We start from the raw sequence: 18,718 nt of genomic DNA on the forward strand, positions 1-18,718 counted from the left end.
CGCGCTCGCCTGAAACCATACAACAGCGGCAGTGCAGATCAACCGAGAAGCTTCCGACAAGCTCGAAGGAACGTGTTCAAAAAACGCTCGAATCTGCCGAACTCAGCCATGTCCTACGTGATCTGAAAACCTTTCCTATTGGGCAGCCTGCAGCCCAAGAAATACCCTACAAAGTCTGTCGATACCCTTCTGATTGTCCGGGAAAATCATGCCCTCTAGGCTGACCGGGTCGCTGTCGGTTCAGCGATCGGGCGTGGAAACCCGGCTGGTTGGTTATCGGATTATCTGTCGTAACGGCAGCTGTACGCGGGAGGCCACAAGGCCTGCCGGGGTTCTCCGATAACCTGGGTTTCCACCCCGTGTACAGCCGCCACCCTTCGCGTGGAAACGGACGGTGCCGGTCAATTTCTATCGGAGTTTGACCATGAAAAAAATCGTCCCCGACCCCCCCTCCCCGACACCCGCCACCACCCCTTCGGCAAATGCGACGCCGGCCACCCACCGCTGTTCGCGGTCAACCCCAATATCAACGCCCACGACGCCCTGGTGCATGTCGCCGAGTACCTGCGCAGTGCCTACAACGTCGGCTACAAGGCGCTGGAGCATATGGATGAAACCGGCAGGAGCCTGTTGTGGGCCAGCCTGCATGGCATCGAGATGGCCGAAGGCCTGACGGAGGCAATGCTGGAGGGAATCGAGTCGTCCTGAGCAACATTGGCTTGAAGGGAGTTGGATAAGGGCGACCATCGCCCGGTAGACTGCGAGCCATTGTCCCCGGCGCGCTGCGGAGATCGCCCCTTGGAAGACCTCAACTCCCTCTACTACTTCACCCAGGTGGTCGAGCACGGTGGCTTCGCCCCGGCCGGGCGGGCGCTGGACATGCCCAAGTCCAAGCTCAGCCGGCGCATCGCCGACCTGGAGGAGCGCCTCGGCGTGCGCCTGCTGCACCGCACCAGCCGGCACTGCTCGCTGACCGAGATCGGCCAGGCCTACTACAACCGCTGCCTGGCCATGCGCGTGGAAGCCGAGGGCGCCGCCGAGATCATCGAGCGCAACCGTAGCGAGCCACGCGGGCTGGTGCGCATCAGTTGCCCGACCACCCTGCTCAACTCCTGGGTCGGGCCGATGCTGACCCGCTACATGCTCAAGTACCCGCAGGTGGAGCTGTTCATCGAGAGCACCAACCGCCGCGTCGACCTGCTGCATGAGGGCTTTGACGTGGCACTGCGGGTGCGTTTCCCGCCGCTGGAGAACACCGACATGGTGATGAGGGTGCTGAGCAACAGCACCCAGTGCCTGGTCGGCCACCCGTCGTTTCTCGAACAGCTTGCGCAAGGCTTTGATCCGCAGCAGCTCAGCGAGCTACCCAGCGTCCATTGGGGCGGCGCCCAGCGTGAATACCAGTGGGAGCTGTTCCAGGGTGAGGACATGAGCCGCAGCCTGGTGATCCCGCACAAACCACGGATGGTCACCGACGACCTGTTCGCGCTGCGGCATTTCGTGGTGGCGGGCGTGGGGATCGCGCACCTGCCCAGGGTGGCGGTGCGCGAGGACCTGGCGGCGGGGCGGCTGGTGGAGATGCTGCCAGGCTGGCATCCGCGTTGCGGCATCGTGCATGCGATCTTCCCGTCGCGGCGCGGGTTGCTGCCGTCGGTGCGGTCGTTGATCGATCATCTGGCGGAGGAGTTCGCCATCAGCGACATGGCGTAGTACGCCATCGCGGGGCCAGCCCGCTCCCACGAAGCCCTGTAGTCTCGGTGGGAGCGGGCTTGCCCCGCGATCAGGCCATCAGAACGCGAAGCAGGAACAACCCAACGCACCCCAGAAGCCCTGGTAATCGCTCACCGGCACACTGGAATGCCGCGCCTTCTCATGGCTGTGGGCATGCACCCCGCACGGCCCGACGCACTGGTGCAGCGCCGCCGCCATCGGCGCTCCGGCGCGCCAGTGCCCCGGCACCTTGGCCACGGGCGACCACTCCGGCAACACCGGCACCTGCGCAGGGCCAAGCTTGTCGAACTCGGCAGCACCGTACACCACCTTGCCATCGACAATGGTCAGCACCGACTCGATGCCCTTGATCGCCTCTTCATCGACGCTGAAGAAGTCCAGCGACAGCGCCGCCAGGTCGGCCAGCTGGCCGACCTTGATCTGCCCCTTCTTGCCCTGCTCGCTGGAGAACCAGGCGCTGCCATGGGTGAACAGCTGCAGCGCGGTCTCGCGGCTCAGGCCTTGCGGATACAGTTCCAGCCCGCCGACGGTCTTGCCGCTGACCATCCAGTACAGCGAAGTCCACGGGTTGTAGCTGGAGACCCGGGTAGCATCTGTCCCCGCCCCCACCGGCACGCCCATGTCGAGCATGCGTTTGATCGGCGGGGTGTGTTCGGCGGCCTTGGCGCCATAACGCTCGACGAAATACTCACCCTGGAAGGCCATGCGGTCCTGGATGGCGATGCCACCGCCCAATGCCCGGACCCGCTCGATGTTCTGCGGGGTGATGGTTTCGGCATGGTCGAAGAACCATGGCAGGCCATTGAACGGGATGTCGCGGTTGACCTTCTCGAACACATCGAGCATGCGCGAGATCGACTCGTCGTAGGTGGCGTGCAGGCGGAACGGCCAGCGCTGCTCGACCAGGTGACGCACCACCGGCTCCAGCTCCTGCTCCATGGTCTGCGGCAGGTCCGGGCGCGGCTCCAGGAAGTCCTCGAAGTCGGCGGCGGAGAACACCAGCATTTCGCCGGCACCGTTGTGGCGGAAGAAGTCGTTGCCGTCGCCGGGCTTCACCTTCTGCGTCCAGTTCTTGAAGTCAGCCAGTTCTTCCTTGGGCTTCTGGGTGAACAGGTTGTAGGCAATGCGCACGGTCAACTGGTCGTTGTTGGCCAGCTCCTGGATCACCTGGTAGTCGTCCGGGTAGTTCTGGTAGCCGCCGCCGGCATCGATCGCGCTGGTCAGGCCGAGGCGGTTGAGCTCGCGCATGAACTGGCGGGTGGAGTTGACCTGGTACTCCAGCGGCAGCTTCGGCCCCTTGGCCAGGGTGGCATAGAGAATGGTGGCGTTGGGCCGGGCGATGAGCATGCCGGTGGGATTGCCGAACTTGTCGCGCTGGATCTCGCCGCCTGGGGGATTGGGCGTGTCCTTGGTGTAGCCCACCGCCCTGAGCGCGGCGCGGTTGAGCAGCGCACGGTCGTAGAGGTGCAGCAGGAACACCGGGGTGTCCGGCGCAGCCTGGTTGATCTCTTCCAGCGTGGGCATGCGTTTCTCGGCGAACTGGAACTCGTTCCAGCCGCCGACCACGCGCACCCACTGCGGGGTCGGCGTGCGCTCGGCCTGGTCCTTGAGCATGCGCAGGGCGTCGGCCAGCGACGGCACGCCTTCCCAGCGCAGTTCGAGGTTGTAGTTCAGGCCACCGCGGATCAGGTGCAGGTGCGAGTCGTTCAAGCCGGGGATCACCGTGCGCTGCTTGAGATCGATGATCTGCGTTGCGGTCCCCTTGTGGGCCATGGCTTCGGCGTCGCTGCCCACGGCAAGGAACTTGCCGTCCTTGATGGCGACGGCGCTAGCGGTGGGTTTCTCGCGGTCAACGGTGTGCAACTTGCCATTGAACAAGATGAGGTCGGCGTTCATGGGATCTCCTGAAAGGGCGGCATGGGCGGAATCGGTGAACGGCAATGCGCTCCACAGCGCGCCGGCGGCACCGAGCACGGTGCTGGTGGCGAGGAACTTGCGGCGGCTCTGATCGGTAGGGTCCTGGCTCATGGTGCTCTCCGTCCGGGTGGGTGATCGGCAGGCGGTTGAAGGCTAGCAATGGATCACGGCGGGCGCTCAGCGGCGCAACCAGCCGGCACAGCGGCGCGTCACCCAGGGCATGATGTAGAACACCACGGGCAGGATGACGAACAGGTTGGTGATCAAGTTGCCGGTGATCTGGCCACCCAGCAGCGGATAGCGGGCAAACAGCGGCGCCAGCAGTTGGGGAATGACCAGGGTCATCGGGCAGATCACCAGGTAGGTCAGCAGGGCCTGTTTCCAGCGCGGCGGTTGCGCGGCGCCGACGCTGGGCGGGGTGAACCAGAACTCCGGGTCATCGTGCACCTGGGTCTGGTCGCCGTCTTCCAGCAGTGGCAGCACTTCACTGATCAGTGCCTGGCGCTCGGCAGAGTTGACCCAGGCCTGCAGCAGGCCGGCGTCGGCGAAGCGCACCACGGTGGTGAAGTGGCGGCCGCCGTCGTCCGGGCGGATGACATTGACGTCCAGATGACCGGGCTGTTGACGAGCGGTAGTCACGGCGCGCTTGAGCCAGGTTTCGTAGTGCGCCAGCGCCTGGGCACGGACCTTGTGCTGGATCACCAGCGTGACGACGCTGCGGTTGCCTTCGGTTGCGGTGTTCATCGCTGTCATTCCCTCGAGATGAGCTGGCCTGCATCCACTGTGCAACAGCAGACGAGCGCTGGATTGGATGGGTGTGCTGCCTTGCCTGGCACCATCGCCCTTGCGGGTGCCAGGCTGGCGGCGGCTTACTTGCCGGCGGTCAGGGCGTTGTAGCTGGTGATCAGGTTGCGGTAGTCCGGGATGTGGTTGGAGAACAGCGCTGCCAGACCTTCGACGTCGTTGCGCCAGTCGCGGTGCAGCTCACAGGCCACGCCGAACCAGGTCATCAGCTGCGCGCCGGCCTGGCTCATGCGGTTGTGGGCGGCATCGCGGGTCATTTCGTTGAAGGTGCCGGAAGCATCGGTGACCACGAACACCTCGAACTCCTCTTCCAGGGCCGCCAGCGCCGGGAAGGCCACGCACACTTCGGTCACCACGCCGGCGATAATCAGCTGTTTCTTGCCGGTGGCCTTCACTGCCTTGACGAAGTCTTCGTTGTCCCAGGCGTTGATCTGGCCTGGGCGGGCGATGTACGGGGCATCCGGGAACAGCTCTTTCAGCTCCGGCACCAGCGGGCCGTTGGGGCCTTGCTCGAAGCTGGTGGTGAGGATGGTCGGCAGGTTGAAGTACTTGGCAAGGTCGGCCAGGGCCAGCACGTTGTTCTTGAAGCGGTCCGGCTCGATGTCGCGGACCAGGGACAGCAGGCCGGCCTGGTGGTCGACCAGCAGTACGGCGGCGTCGTCTTTGTTCAGGCGGTTGTATTTGAAGTTGTTCATTGCCGGTGCTCCTTGGGTTTCGATCTTCAGTGGGGTGGATGTTTCGCGTTGATGGGAGAAGATTAAAACCGGAACCTTTGTGGCGGTAGATAGCGAAATTTGGCCGTAGCGTTCTATTTTGCGAACGATGGATAGGCGCCACCTGTTCTGGCCTTATCGCGGGACAAGCCCGCTCCCACGTCGGCGACATGGCGTGCGTGGGAGCGGGCTTGCCCCGCGATTGCGATACCCGCAGACAGCCATTGCCCGCTACCCCAACCTGCTCTATTACTACCCACAGCCCTCCCCCGCACCGAGACCACCATGCTGGCGTTCATCCAGTCATACCCGCTGTTGCTCGGCACCTTGCTGATCCTGCTCGACCTGCTGCTCTGGCAGTTGATTCCGCTGCACCACCGGGCTTGGCGCATCGCCACACGGCTGGTGTGCTTCCTGGTGTTCAGCACGGTGCTGCTGACGGCGGGCATGAGCCCGCTGCAACCGCCGCCCTGGGCCGACGATGTGCCGCGCAACCTGATGGCCACGGTGCTGGCGATCGGCTGGTGGCTGTTCGCCGCGCGCACGGTGACGGTGGTGTTCGGCCTGCTGCTGGTGGCACGCGGCAGCCACGGAGGGCGCCTGCTGCAGGATGTGGTCGGGGCGTTGATCTTCCTGGTCGCGGCGGTGGCGGCGGCGGCCTATGTGATGCAACTCCCAGTCAAGGGCCTGCTGGCGACCTCCGGGGTGATGGCCATTGTCATCGGCCTGGCGTTGCAGAGCACCCTCGCCGACGTGTTCTCCGGCATCGTGCTGAACACCACGCGGCCCTACCAGATCGGTGACTCGATCTCGATCGACGGCACCGAGGGCAAGGTGGTCGACATCGACTGGCGCGCCACCCGCCTGATCACCGGCAACAGCAGCCTGGCGGTCATCCCCAATTCAGTCGCGGCCAAGGCCAAGATCCTCAACTTCAGCCGCCCGGCCGAGGTGCATGGGGTGTCGATCAGCGTGGTGGTGCCGGCCAAGGTGCGTCCGCAGCGGGTGTTCGATGCGCTGGAAAAGACCCTGCAGGGCACCAGCATCCTGCTCGACAAGCCGGCGCCCAAGGTCACGGTGAAGGCTTCGAGCCTGGAGTCGGTGGAGTACGAGGCCAGCGGCTTCATCGCCGAGATGTCGCGCAAGACCGAGGTGCGCAACCAGCTGTTCGACCTGGCCCACCGCCACCTGGAGGCCAGCGGCGTGACCTGGAACACCGAGCTTGGTGCCCCCGTGCGCAGTCGCCAGCGCGAACTGCTGGACGAAGTGCGGGTGTTCCGCTCACTGAGCAACGAAGAGCGCGATGCCCTGAGCCAGCGCATGACCACGGTGGAGTACCTGGCCGACCAGGTCATCCTGGGCATCGGCGAGCGCTCGGAGCATGTGCTGCTGATCAGCCGGGGCGTGGTGCTGGCCTCGGTACGCGACGGCGAGCGGCTGATCGAAGGCGGGCGCATGGGGCCTGGGGAGGTACTGGGGCTGGAGGGGTTGGTGGACGACGAGGCCTCGCCGGTCGAGTTCCGCGCCCTGAGCGGCTGCATGCTCTATCGTATCGACAAGGAACAGGTGCGCGGTTGCCTGGCCGAGAGTGGTGATGTGAAGTCGGCGCTGACCAAGCTGCAGCGGTTCCGTCGGCAGAAACGCGAGTCACTGCTGCTGCAGAAACCGGCGGTGGTGAAGAAAGGTGGGTTCCTGAGCTGGCTTCACAAATAGCCAAGCACCGCCACCCCCTGTAGGAGCGGCAGTGCCTACAACACCACCCGCAGACACTGCCCTGCGTGATACAGCGAGAACCCCGACTCGTAGAACGCCGTGCGCAGCGACGGCGCGCTCACCGGCCTCATCGGCGAGAATGGAATCGGCAGGCTGTCCGGATCATCCTTGAGCAGGAACTCGGCAAACGCCCGGCCGATCACCGTGCCGGTGGTGTTGCCGCGCCCGTTGTAGCCGGTCACCGCCACCAGCCCCGGCGCCGGTTCGAACAGGCGCATCAAGTGATCCGGGGTGAAGTCGATGCAGCCGGTCCAGTGCATCTCCCACTCGACCTTGCCCAGCGCCGGGTAGTAGTGGCTCTGGATACGGTCGGCCCAACTGCGCACGAACCACGCCGGCTTGTTGTCGACCCGGCCGAGGCTGCCGAGCAGCAGGCGGCCCTGGTCGTCACGGCGGATGCTGCTGAGCACGGTGCGGGTGTCCCACGAGCCCTGGCCATGGGGCAGGACCTTGTCGGCGGCGGCGCCATGCAGAGGCTTGGAGGCGACCTGGTAGTAATAGCCGCGGAAGAAGTGCTTCTGCAGGTTGCTCCAGTCGCCTTCGGTGTAGGCGCCGGTGGAGATCACCACCTTGTCGGCACGCACCGCGCCGCGTGCGGTCTTCACTCGCCAGGCGTCGCCATCACGCTCCAGGCCCTCTACCGAGGACTGCTGGAACAGCTTGCCGCCCAGCCGGTTCACGGCGGCGGCCAGGCCTTGTGTATAGCCCATGGGGTTGATGGTGCCGGCGCGGCGGTCGAGCAGCGCGGCGGAAATCTTGTCGGTACCGCAGTATTCCTGGCAGTGCGCGCCGGTCAGCAGCTCGACGTCGGCGCCGCGCCGGGTCCATTGCTGGTGGCGGGCCTCGAGGTCGGCGATGCCGGTGGCGTTGTGCGCCATGTGCAAGGTGCCCTGGTGCCGGGCCTGACAGTCGATACCCAGGCGCTCGATCATGGCGAATACTTCACCCGGGGCCTCGCCGAGCACCTTGTTCAGGCGGGCGCCCTGCTTGTGGCCGAGAGTGGCCTCGACGTCGTCGGGGCGGATCCAGGTGCCGGCATTGACCAGGCCGACGTTGCGCCCGGAGCCGCCGTGGCCGATCTTCCAGGCTTCCAGCAGGATCACCGACTTGCCCTGCTCCAGCAGGTGGATCGCCGCCGACAGGCCGGTGATGCCGCCGCCGATCACGCAGACATCGGCCTTGTGCTCGCCGGCCAGGGCCTGGGCGGCGACGGTCGGCTGGGTGACGTGTTCCCACAGACATTCTTGACGCAGTTCGGACATGGCCCGGCTCCAGCAATTGTTCTTATTGCCTCTGGGGCCGCTTCGCAGCCCTTTCGCGACACAAGGCCGCTCCCACAGGAATCGCGCCGGCCCCTGTGGGAGCGGCCTTGTGTCGCGATTCGGGGGCGTCAGCCCCCGCCCACGATCATCAATCGAACACGATGCCCTGCGCCAGCGGCAACTCACGCGAGTAGTTCACGGTATTGGTCTGCCGGCGCATGTAGCCCTTCCAGGCATCCGACCCGGACTCACGCCCGCCTCCGGTCTCCTTCTCACCCCCGAACGCCCCGCCGATCTCAGCACCGCTGGTGCCGATGTTGACGTTGGCGATGCCGCAATCGCTGCCCGAGGCGCTCTGGAAACGCTCGGCCTCGCGAATGTCGGTGGTAAAGATGCACGACGACAGGCCTTGCGGCACCTCGTTGTTCAGGCGCAGGGCCTCTTCGAAGTCGTCGTAGGCCAGCACGTAGAGGATCGGCGCGAAGGTCTCGTGGCGGACCACGTCGCTCTGGGCCGGCATCTCGGCAATGGCCGGCGACACGTAGTAGGCGTTCGGGTACTGGTCGGCCAGCTGGCGCTCGCCACCGAACACCTGGCCACCCTCGTCGCGGGCCTTGGCCAGCGCGCCCTGCATGGCATCGAACGACTGCTTGTCGATCAGCGGGCCGACCAGGTTGTCCTTGCGCGGGTCACCGATGCGCACCTTGCCGTAGGCGGCTTTGACGCGGGCGACCACTTCGTCCTTGATCGAACGGTGAACGATAAGACGGCGCAGGGTGGTGCAGCGCTGGCCGGCGGTGCCGACGGCGGAGAACAGGATGCCGCGCACGGCCAGGTCCAGATCGGCGCTCGGGGCCAGGATCATGGCGTTGTTGCCGCCCAGCTCGAGAATGCTGCGGCCGAATCGCGCCGCGACACGCGGGCCGACTTCACGACCCATGCGCGTACTGCCGGTGGCGCTGACCAGCGGCACGCGTGGGTCGTCGACCAGGGCTTCGCCGGCTTCGCGACCACCGATCACCAGTTGCGCCAGGCCAGCCGGCGCATCACCGAAGGCCTTCACGGCCTTGTCGAACAGTGCCTGGCAAGCCAGGGCGGTCAGCGGGGTCTTCTCGGATGGCTTCCACACCACGGCGTTGCCGGCCACCAGCGCCAGCGCGGTGTTCCACGCCCATACCGCCACCGGGAAATTGAAGGCGCTGATCACCCCGACCACGCCCAGCGGGTGCCAGGTTTCACGCATGTGGTGGCCCGGACGCTCGGAGGCGATGGTCAGGCCGTACAGCTGGCGCGACAGGCCGACGGCGAAGTCGCAGATGTCGATCATTTCCTGCACTTCGCCCAGGCCTTCCTGGGTGATCTTGCCGGCTTCGATGGAGACCAGTTCGCCGAGGGCGGCCTTGTGTTCGCGCAGCACCTCGCCGAACAGGCGCACCAGCTCGCCGCGACGTGGGGCCGGCACGCTGCGCCAGGTTTCGAAGGCCTGGTGCGCCTGGTCGATGCGGGCAATGGTGTCGGCCTTGCCGAGCAGTTTCACCGAGGCGATGCGGCTGCCGTCAATCGGGGTGTGAACAGGGTAGTCGCCCTGGGTGTGAGCCGCGGCGGCAACGCCAAGACGCTCGAGCAGTGCAGCAACCATTGTGCTTCTCCTTTCATCGTGTGAAGGGGTGGAAAAGGATGTGGGTCAGTATTAATCCGATTACACAGGTGCAACAAACGACCTTTATTCCGCATATCATTCCGCCAGGTAATGATTTCAGCCGCCGAGACCGCTTATGTCCAAACGCCTGGTTCCGTCCATGACCGCCCTGCAGTGCTTCGAGGCCGCAGCCCGCCACCTGAGCTTCACCCGCGCCGCCGAGGAGCTGCACCTGACCCAGAGCGCGGTGAGCAAGCAGGTGGCGCAGCTCGAGGAGATGCTGCGTCATCACCTGTTCCTGCGCATCCGTCGACGCCTGCAGCTGACCCCCGCCGGCAGCCTGTACCTGGCCGAGGTGAACAAGATCCTTACCCAGGTGGACATGTCCAGCCGCTATGTCCTGAGCTATGGCTCGCAGACCGAAGTATTGAAGGTAGCCACTCAACCGAGTTTCGGCGTGCGCTGGTTGATTCCGCACCTGAAGGGCTTCGGCAAGCGCCACCCTAATATCCACCTGGATATCCGCAACGAGATGGAGCCGTTCTCCCTGTTGCAGGGATCGGCCGACGTGGTGTTCTTCTATGGCCAGGGCACCTGGCCCGGTGCAACCTGTGTCGAGCTGTTCGGCGAAGAGGTGGTGCCGGTGTGCGCGCCGGAGCTGTTGCAAGGCCGCACACTACCTGACGCGGGCGCGGTGGCGGAGCTGGTATTGCTGCAGAGCACCTCACGACCGGAGGCCTGGCACGCGTGGTTCCTGGAGCAAGGGCTGCACACCGACAACAGCTACCACGGGCCGCGCTTCGACACCTTCTACATGGCCTTGGGCGCGGCGCAGGCGGGGTGCGGGGTGGCGCTGGTACCGCGTTACCTGGTGGCCCGGGAGCTGGCCGAGGGCAGCCTGGTGCTGGCCTGGGACCATGCGATGAAGAGCAGTGGCGCGCATTACCTGGCGTATGCCGAGCATGCGGCGGAAGTGCCGAAGGTGCGGGCGTTGGTGGAATGGGTTGGCGAGCAACTGCAGGCTTGAGATTGCCGGGGCCGCTTTGCGGCCCCATGGTCCTCAAGGTCGATCAATTATGGAATGAAACCCGCACTTTTTTTCGCTTGTACGCCAGCTCCATTCCCAGTTTTCATGTAAGTGTCCTCCACTCACCCAGGAAGCTTGCGATGCCCGCCCATGATTTCGTCAGCCCCGACAGCATCCGCGCGCAGTTCTCTGCCGCCATGTCGCTCATGTACAAGCAGGAAGTCCCCCTGTACGGCACGCTGCTCGAGCTGGTGAGCGAGACCAACCAGCGGGTCATGGCCGCACAGCCCAAGGTGGCCGAGGCCCTGCGCTGGACCGGCGAGATCGAACGCCTCGACCAGGAACGCCACGGCGCCATCCGCGTGGGCACCGCCGAGGAACTGGCTACCATCGCCCGCCTGTTCGCGGTGATGGGCATGCAGCCGGTCGGCTACTATGACCTGAGCTCGGCCGGCGTACCGGTACACTCCACCGCGTTTCGCGCCGTGCACGAACAGTCGCTGCACATCAGCCCGTTCCGCGTGTTCACCTCGCTGTTGCGCCTGGAGCTGATCGACAACCCGCAACTGCGCGCACTGGCCCGGGGCATCCTGGATAAACGGCAGATCTTCACCCCCCGCGTACTCGAACTGATCGCCCAATGCGAACGCGACGGCGGCCTGGACGCGAGCGATGCCGAGACCTTCGTCCAGGAGGCGCTGCACACCTTCCGCTGGCACCAGGACGCCACGGTCACCGCCGAGCAGTACCAGCAGTTGCACGACCAGCACCGGCTGATCGCCGACGTGGTGGCGTTCAAAGGCCCGCATATCAACCACCTGACCCCGCGCACCCTGGACATCGACGCGATCCAGCTCGGCATGCCGGCCAAGGGCATTCCGCCCAAGGCCGTGGTCGAGGGGCCGCCCACCCGGCGCCAGCCGATCCTGCTGCGCCAGACCAGCTTCAAAGCCCTGCAGGAGAAGGTCGCCTTCAGCGATACCCAGGGCAGCCACACGGCGCGCTTCGGCGAGATCGAACAGCGCGGCGCGGCGCTGACGCCCAAAGGTCGCCAGCTGTACGACCGGCTGCTGGATGCGACCCGTGAAGCCTTGGGCGGCGCGCCCGCGGAGGCCAATGCCGAGCGATATATGGCGCTGCTCGCGGAGCACTTCGCCGAGTTTCCGGATGACCTGGGGCAGATGCGCGAGCAGGGATTGGCGTACTTCCGCTACTTCGCCACCGAGAAAGGCCTGGCCGAGCGCGGGCAACAGGATCGCCCGACCACCCTGCAGGGGTTGATCGACGCCGGGCACGTGCATTTCGAGGCGCTGGTGTACGAGGATTTCCTGCCGGTGAGCGCGGCGGGGATCTTCCAGTCCAACCTGGGGGATGATGGGCAGGCCGACTATGGCAGCAACGCCAACCGCGAGGCCTTCGAGCAGGCGCTGGGGTTGCGGGTGCAGGATGAGCTGGTGCTGTATGCGCAGAGCGAGCGCCGGTCGTTGCAGGCGTGTGCGCAGGCGTTGGGCTTGGGGGCGATGTAGAACGTCGATCGCTATCGCGGGGCAAGCCCGCTCCCACGGAGGCCTTGGTGCGCTCGTGGGAGCGGGCTTGCCCCGCGATGATGTTGTTTGCTCAATCAGCGCCCAACGCGGAACCGATCCACTTCCTGACGCAACTGCCCCGCCAGCCCCTCCAGCTCGCGGGCCGTCATGGCCAGTTCATTGGCCACATCACGCTGCTCGCTGTTGGCCTGGGCGATGCTCTGCAGGTTGCGGCTGAGCACCGTCGCGGTGCTGCTCTGCTCCTGGGTCGCGGTGCTGATCACGGCGAACTGCTCGCCCGCCACCCGGCTCTGCTCGTCGATGCGCGCCAGGGCTTCGGCCACCTTGTCGTTGCGTGCCAGGCCTTCCTGCATCAGCTGGTTGCCCTGCTCCAACGTGCTGATGGCATGGCCGGTCTGCTGCTGGATGCTGGCGATCATGCCCGAGATCTCGTCGGTGGCCTGGCGGGTGCGCGCGGCCAGGCCACGGACCTCGTCGGCGACCACGGCAAATCCACGGCCCTGCTCGCCGGCCCGCGCCGCCTCGATGGCGGCGTTCAGCGCCAGCAGGTTGGTCTGCTCGGCGATCGAGGTGATCACGCCGACAATCCCACCGATCTCCTGCGAACGGGCGCCCAGGGTGTCCATCACACTGGCGGTGCCGCCCAAGGCCTCGGCGATCTGCCGCAGGGACACCGAGGCCTCGTCCATGGCGCTGCGGCCGATGCGGGTCTGCTGGGCATTGTCGCGGGCCATGCGCTCGGTGCCGGCCATGTTGTCGGCGATGTTCATCGAGGTGGCGCTGAACTCCTCCACCGCGCCGGCCATGCTGGTGATCTCGCCGGACTGCTGGTCCATGCCCTCGCAGGCGCCGGACGACAGGCCGGACAGCGAGCGGGCGCGGCCACTGACCTGGTCGGAGGCGGTGCGGATATGCTCGACCATGGTCGCCAGGGCCTCGCCCATCTGGTTGAAGCTGCGGGCCAGCTGGCCGATCTCATCCTGGCTGGTGACGCTCAGGCGGGCATTCAGGTCGCCGGCGCCGAGGGCTTCGGCCTGGCGCACCAGGTCGCCCAGCGGGCGCAGTTTACGGCGCAGCAACCAAAGGGTGGCGGCCACGGCCAGCAGCATCGCCAGCACGCTGCCGATTGCCAGGCGCAGGCCGACGCTCCAGGTCACTTCGCGGATCTCGCCCTCGGGCATGCTTGCCACCACGGTCCACGGGCCCTCGGCGAACGGCTCGGTGACGCTGAACACCGGCTCGCCGGCACCGGCCCAGAACTGCCCTGCCCCCGGTTTGAGCGCCTTGACTGCCTGGGCCGCCGCCTCGCCGTCACGTACCTCGGCCGGCGGCACCAGCCACTTGCCCTGCTCGTCCAGCAACGCCAGCGAGCCGGTCTGGCCGATACGGAAGCGCTTGAGGTTGGCGAACTGGGCGTTCTGCGCGTCGGTGTAGTCGAAGCCGACGAACAGCACCGCGATCACCCGGCCACCGCCGTCACGCACCGGCACGTAACGGGTCATGTAGTTGCGCTCGAACAGCACGGCGCGGCCGACGTAGGTCTGCCCGGCCATCAGCTTGGCGTAGGCCGGATGCTGGCGATCGAGCTGGGTGCCGATGGCGCGGCTGCCGTCCTGCTTGGTCAGGCTGGTGCTGATGCGCACGAAGTCGTCGCCGCTGCGCACGAACAGGGTCGCGACCCCGGCGGTCATCTGCTGGAACTCGTCGACCTGGCGGAAATCGTTGTTCAGCAGGTGGTCGCCCAGGTACAGCGCCGGTGTCGCGGCACCGGCGACGTTGACCGTCTCACCGGCGTGCAGCGCCAGCCCCGAGGCGAATCGGCGCTCGAACAGGCCGCTCAGGCGCTGGGTGTTGTCCTTGAGCGAGCCGTGGAAGGTGTCGAGCTGGTCGGCCAGCAGCCGCGCCTCGCTGGCCAGGTGCGCCTGGCGGGTGGTGAGGTTGGCGTCGTCCAGCGAACGCAAGGCGAACAGGGTGCTACCGGTGATCACCAGCGCCAGCACGATGGCGAGGGCGATCCCGAGCTGCGAGGCGATTCGGGCACGCGGTTGAGACATGGCAAGGCTCCTGGCAAGAGGCCGGGATCGTCCTGATCACGCTGACCGCCCGCTGCATATCGACGGGGAATCGCGTCCTCTTCCGGGACGCTGGTGCAAATTGATCGGCGTCTGTAGGAAATACTTGAGTTCTGGACCGGGATATTCGCAAACGTTTTCTTGCTGTAGCCCGCGATGGTTATCAACCTTGCGCCGACAGTACCTGCACAGCCGGCAGGTCCATTGCCGCCGCCTCCTCCTGCAGGAACACACTCAACCTGCGCAGGCGCTCCCCGCCCGGCCGGGTCCGCGGCCACACCAGGTAGTAGTCCATGCCACTGGCCACCGCAGTCGGCCAGGGCAGGCTCAGCCGGCGCTGGGCCACATCCTCGGCCACCATCAGCAGGTCGCCCATGGAGATCCCGTAGCCCCGTGCCGCGGCGATCATGCCCAGCTCCAGGGTATCGAACACCTGCCCGCCCTTGAGCGAGACCTTGTCGGTCAGCCCCATGCGCGCCAGCCAGGCACGCCAGTCACGCTTGTCCGGCGTGGGATGCAGCAGTTCGATGCCCGCCAGGCGCCGTTCGTCCCAGGGCGCGTCATCGAGCAGTTCCGGCGCGCCCACCGGGATCAGCAACTCGGAGAACAGCCGGCGCACCTCCCAGTCCGCCGGGAAGCTGCCATCGCTGAGCAGCACCGCGCAGTCGAACGGCTCCTGGTTGAAGTCGACATGATCGACATCCATCCAGGCGCTGGTCAGTTGCACCTCGTTGCCCGGCTGCAGGTGGCGAAAACGGCTCAGGCGCGCCAGCAGCCAGCGCATGGTCAGGGTCGAGGGCGCCTTCATGCGCAGGATGTCGTCCTCGCCGCGCAAGGTATCGCAGGCCCGCTCCAGCGACGCGAAGCCGTCGCGCACACCGGGCAGCAGCATGCGCGCGGCTTCGGTCAGTTGCAGGCTTCGCCCGCTGCGTATGAACAGGCGGCAGGCGAAATGCTCCTCAAGGGTGCGGATATGCCGGCTGACCGCGCTCTGGGTGATCGACAGTTCTTCACCGGCACGGGTGAACGAACTGAGCCGGGCGGCAGCTTCGAATGCGCGAAGCGCATAGAGCGGAGGCAGTTGGCGGGTCATGGCGCACCTGTCATGCGGGGCGTAGGTCAGATGCACAGGATCATACATCCATGAGTCAGGCTCATGTCTATGATCGCATTTATCCTTTTGTGCAAAGCTGACCGAGGCCTCAGAATCGACGGCTCGCTTCCTCGACTCATCCAGAAGGACCGCCACCATGCATGTCGCGCCCACCACTGAACTCAAGGCTTTGCTGCGCCTGGCCGGGCCGCTGATCGCCTCGCAGTTGGCGCACATGCTGATGGTGCTCACCGACACCCTGATGATGGCCCGCATCAGCCCGCAAGCCCTGGCCGGTGGTGGCCTGGGCGCAGCGAGCTATTCGTTCGTGTCGATCTTCTGCCTGGGCGTGATCGCCGCGGTCGGCACGCTGGTGGCGATCCGCAAGGGCGCCAACGACACCGAGGGCGTCACCCGCCTGGCCCAGAGCGGCCTGTGGCTGGCCTGGGGCCTGGCGTTGGTCTCGGCGCTGGTAATGTGGAACCTCAAGCCGGTGCTGCTGCTGTTCGGCCAGAAGCCGGAGAACGTCGACTCGGCGATGCAGCTGCTCACCCTGCTGCCGCTCGCCCTCCCCGGCTACATGACCTTCATGGCCCTGCGCGGCTTCACCAGCGCCCTGGGCCACTCGACCCCGGTGATGGTCATCAGCCTGGTGGGCACAGTGTTCAACTACCTGTTCAACCATGCACTGATCGAGGGCATGTTCGGCCTGCCCAAGCTCGGGCTGATGGGCATCGGCCTGGTCACCGCGGTGGTGACCCTGGGCATGGCCATCGCCCTTGCGCTTTATATTCGCTGGCACAAGGCCTATGCCGCCTACCCGCTGCGCAAGGGGCTGTCGCGCCCTTCCCTGCCGGCACTGCGCGAACTGTGGCGGCTGGGCCTGCCGATTGGCGGCACCTATATGGTCGAAGTGGGCCTGTTCGCCTTCGCCGCCCTGTGCATGGGCGTGCTGGGCAGCACGGAACTGGCGGCGCACCAGATCGCCCTGCAGATCGTCTCGACCGCGTTCATGGTCCCGACCGGCCTTTCGTACGCGGTGACCATGCGCGTCGGCCTCTACTATGGTGCCGGCAACCTGTTGGCGGCTCGCAGCGCCGGGCGCGTGGGTATCGGCTTCGGTGCCTCGCTGATGTTCGCCTTCGCCGCACTGTTCTGGCTGCTGCCGGACGTCCTGGTCGGCTTGTTCATCGACCGTAACGACCCGGCCTTCGCGGCGATCTTCATGCTGGCGGTACAGTTGGTGATGGTGGCGGCATGGTTCGAGCTGTTCGATGGCGTGCAGACCATCGCCATGGGCTCGATCCGTGGTCTGAAGGACGCCAAGACCACCTTCCTGATCGGCCTGGTGTGCTACTGGTTGGTAGGTGCCCCGAGCGCGTGGCTGTTCGCCTTCAACCTCGGCGGCGGCGCGCAGGGGATCTGGTGGGGGCTGGCGCTGGGCCTGGCCTGCGCGGCGGTGGCGCTGACGTTCGGCTTTGAATGGCGGATGAAGCGGTTGCTGGGCAAGGCCGAGCGGGCGCGGGGGGCGGCGGTGTCGGCGTGAGGGGTTTGGGATCGCGTGATGGCGGACAGGTGCCTGACGATGGTCTTGCGGCGCTCGATCTCCTAGGCGCTGCAACTGTACTGTCGAACACCTTGACGCAAAAACATCTAAAACTGTACTACTGTACCGCCCTAAACATCACTTCCTGCCTACCATTTCCCTACTAACACCTCAAAACCGCACCAAAAAAGCGCACACCAGTACAGTTTCGCCAATAACCAGTGCAACAGTCCCTTCCAACAGTTAACTGCCCCCTCACAATACACCTGAACTGTACCTACTGTTCTGGACGGGAGAAGAGGAAGATGGGCACCAGTTAAATCACTCCCTAATGCCGCCACAAGCGGAAGGATGACACATCATGGAACGTACCCTCAGTTCCGACCTGGTTTTCGAAAACGCCCAAGCTTCCAACGCCGCCCTGCCGCTGCGCGTCCTGTCCACCCTGGTACTGTGGCAGCGCCGCATGGCCAGCCGCCGCCAGCTGGCGCGCCTGGACTCCCGCCTGCTGGCCGACGCCGGTATCAGCGAGTCGCAGCGCTACGAAGAGCTGAGCAAGCCTTTCTGGCGCTAAGCGCCGGTCGCCGGCCCAGGCCGGCACCGCGAATTCACAAAAACCCGTTGCAGGAAACTGCAACGGGTTTTTTGTTTCAAGGCCCGGACTAGCGCATTCGCACGAGCAAACGTAACAGTTTCTAAAAATTAAGAATCGACAGGCACAGTTACTATTTGTGATCTTTTCTCGAGCCAAATGCCCGAACCAGCGCGTGTTACGCTTGTCTTACGCGCCTGGCAAAGAAAAGTACCGTGACGAGCCAAGCGAGCGTCCGATAAGCAGAACCATCCAGACCCTGTGCAGGAGTCCCCGACCATGTCCCGTTATCACCTGTTTGGCGCCGCCTTGCTGCTGTCGCTCGCCGGCGCGGCCAATGCCACCAGCTTCGTCGTCACCACCGACGCCGTGGTGGGCGCAGTAGCTGCCTCCACCGACGCCACCTCCGACATCTCCTCCTCGTTCCGCGACGACAAGATCGTCAAGGCCGCCCGTGACGATGCCGCCAGCTTCGTCGGCAGCGACGGTGCCATCCGCGGCGCCAAGCTGGAGAGCGCGTTCGTGCACATTCGCCAGCAACTGCCGGACCTGCAGGCCAGCGACGCGCAGCTGGCCCGCGCCATCCTCGCCATCTGAGCCCCGTACTGCCCGGATTCACTGGCCCCGCCCGTGGATCCGGGGTAGCCTTCGCAGCCCGAGATCATCGCCAGACCGCCCATGCGTTACCTGTTGCCTTCACTGTTAGCCCTGGCCTGCATGAGCAGCGCCCAAGCCATGGATACCACTACACAGAGCCTGGTCATCAGCGGCTACGTCACCAGCCAGGTCACCGCCGCGCCGTTCGACCGCAAGCTGGTCGCCGCCGCCCGTGACGACGCTGCCGCATTCGTCGCCAGCGACGGCCGGATCCGCGGCGCGCGCCTGCAGGCGGCGCTGGACATGCTGCACCAGGACCTGGCCCGGCCTTGCGTCGGCGACCGTGAACTGGCCGAAGCGATTCTCGTCCAATAACTACATTCGACTCCCCTGTACTTCCGGAGA

At 65.7% G+C, this 18,718-nt stretch carries 15 protein-coding genes and 2 pseudogenes; 9 read left to right on the forward strand and 8 right to left on the reverse strand.

The annotated features are described in order from the left end of the window. The first annotated feature begins 424 nt into the window (after positions 1-424). Both ACVWZ5_RS05045 and ACVWZ5_RS05050 read left to right on the forward strand, forming a co-directional pair. Positions 425-708: pseudogene (locus ACVWZ5_RS05045) on the forward strand (DUF6124 family protein). A gap of 90 nt (positions 709-798) precedes the next feature. Continuing rightward, positions 799-1,710, forward strand: coding sequence for a LysR substrate-binding domain-containing protein (locus tag ACVWZ5_RS05050; RefSeq protein ID WP_457340446.1), 912 nt, complete (start codon positions 799-801; stop codon positions 1,708-1,710). A 78-nt stretch (positions 1,711-1,788) separates the two neighbouring features. On the opposite strand, the gene ACVWZ5_RS05055 is transcribed toward ACVWZ5_RS05050, so the two are convergent. From ACVWZ5_RS05055 to ycaC, 3 genes are all read right to left on the reverse strand, one after another. Continuing rightward, on the reverse strand, positions 1,789-3,759 hold the full coding sequence (locus ACVWZ5_RS05055; protein ID WP_084941014.1) for an amidohydrolase: 1,971 nt from the start codon (positions 3,757-3,759) through the stop codon (positions 1,789-1,791). Positions 3,760-3,825: 66 nt separating this feature from the next. After that, positions 3,826-4,392: an antibiotic biosynthesis monooxygenase gene (locus ACVWZ5_RS05060; RefSeq protein WP_082120339.1), complete on the reverse strand. Its 567-nt coding sequence runs from the start codon at positions 4,390-4,392 to the stop codon at positions 3,826-3,828. A 125-nt stretch (positions 4,393-4,517) separates the two neighbouring features. Beyond that, positions 4,518-5,147, reverse strand: a complete 630-nt coding sequence (gene ycaC, locus ACVWZ5_RS05065) for an isochorismate family cysteine hydrolase YcaC (RefSeq protein ID WP_028688638.1) — start codon at positions 5,145-5,147, stop codon at positions 4,518-4,520. 303 nt (positions 5,148-5,450) lie between these two features. Here ycaC and ACVWZ5_RS05070 point away from each other — a divergent pair, with 303 nt between their 5' ends. Further along, on the forward strand, positions 5,451-6,878 hold the full coding sequence (locus ACVWZ5_RS05070; RefSeq protein ID WP_096048997.1) for a mechanosensitive ion channel family protein: 1,428 nt from the start codon (positions 5,451-5,453) through the stop codon (positions 6,876-6,878). Between the two features lie 35 nt (positions 6,879-6,913). Here the strand turns inward: ACVWZ5_RS05070 and amaA are convergent, their stop codons facing one another. Together amaA and amaB are read right to left on the reverse strand one after the other, a co-directional pair. Further along, positions 6,914-8,200, reverse strand: a complete 1,287-nt coding sequence (gene amaA, locus ACVWZ5_RS05075) for an L-pipecolate oxidase (protein WP_197866825.1) — start codon at positions 8,198-8,200, stop codon at positions 6,914-6,916. 148 nt (positions 8,201-8,348) lie between these two features. Beyond that, positions 8,349-9,839 carry an L-piperidine-6-carboxylate dehydrogenase gene (gene amaB / locus ACVWZ5_RS05080; RefSeq protein ID WP_457340447.1) on the reverse strand — a complete coding sequence of 497 codons (1,491 nt, stop codon included), beginning with the start codon at positions 9,837-9,839 and terminating at the stop codon, positions 8,349-8,351. A 136-nt stretch (positions 9,840-9,975) separates the two neighbouring features. Between amaB and ACVWZ5_RS05085 the strand changes: the two genes are divergently transcribed. Together ACVWZ5_RS05085 and hglS are read left to right on the forward strand one after the other, a co-directional pair. Continuing rightward, complete coding sequence (locus ACVWZ5_RS05085; protein ID WP_062572398.1) at positions 9,976-10,866, forward strand: LysR family transcriptional regulator; 891 nt, start codon at positions 9,976-9,978, stop codon at positions 10,864-10,866. A 140-nt stretch (positions 10,867-11,006) separates the two neighbouring features. After that, complete coding sequence (hglS, locus tag ACVWZ5_RS05090) at positions 11,007-12,392, forward strand: 2-oxoadipate dioxygenase/decarboxylase HglS (RefSeq protein ID WP_457340448.1); 1,386 nt, start codon at positions 11,007-11,009, stop codon at positions 12,390-12,392. Between the two features lie 95 nt (positions 12,393-12,487). Here the strand turns inward: hglS and ACVWZ5_RS05095 are convergent, their stop codons facing one another. The 3 genes and pseudogenes from ACVWZ5_RS05095 to ACVWZ5_RS05105 all read right to left on the reverse strand — a co-directional run bounded on the left by ACVWZ5_RS05095 (position 12,488) and on the right by ACVWZ5_RS05105 (position 15,578). After that, positions 12,488-13,357 (reverse strand): methyl-accepting chemotaxis protein, encoded by an 870-nt coding sequence (locus tag ACVWZ5_RS05095; RefSeq protein WP_411830227.1) that lies wholly within the window; start codon positions 13,355-13,357, stop codon positions 12,488-12,490. Beyond that, positions 13,355-14,467: pseudogene (locus ACVWZ5_RS05100) on the reverse strand (Cache 3/Cache 2 fusion domain-containing protein); the annotation flags it as partial. The gene ACVWZ5_RS05095 and the pseudogene ACVWZ5_RS05100, both read right to left, overlap by 3 nt. 181 nt (positions 14,468-14,648) lie before the next feature. After that, entirely contained in the window at positions 14,649-15,578 is a 930-nt protein-coding gene (locus ACVWZ5_RS05105) for a LysR substrate-binding domain-containing protein (RefSeq protein WP_062572395.1), read from the reverse strand. Positions 15,579-15,735: 157 nt separating this feature from the next. Here ACVWZ5_RS05105 and ACVWZ5_RS05110 point away from each other — a divergent pair, with 157 nt between their 5' ends. From ACVWZ5_RS05110 to ACVWZ5_RS05125, 4 genes are all read left to right on the forward strand, one after another. Further along, positions 15,736-17,124, forward strand: a complete 1,389-nt coding sequence (locus tag ACVWZ5_RS05110) for a NorM family multidrug efflux MATE transporter (RefSeq protein ID WP_186600043.1) — start codon at positions 15,736-15,738, stop codon at positions 17,122-17,124. A gap of 361 nt (positions 17,125-17,485) precedes the next feature. Continuing rightward, entirely contained in the window at positions 17,486-17,698 is a 213-nt protein-coding gene (locus ACVWZ5_RS05115; protein WP_011531561.1) for a DUF1127 domain-containing protein, read from the forward strand. 297 nt (positions 17,699-17,995) lie between these two features. Then, complete coding sequence (locus ACVWZ5_RS05120) at positions 17,996-18,313, forward strand: DUF2388 domain-containing protein (protein WP_050703225.1); 318 nt, start codon at positions 17,996-17,998, stop codon at positions 18,311-18,313. 81 nt (positions 18,314-18,394) lie between these two features. Further along, entirely contained in the window at positions 18,395-18,688 is a 294-nt protein-coding gene (locus ACVWZ5_RS05125; RefSeq protein WP_062572394.1) for a DUF2388 domain-containing protein, read from the forward strand. Positions 18,689-18,718 lie beyond the last annotated feature (30 nt).

It is taken from the genome of Pseudomonas sp. TE6283, from assembly GCF_054060555.1.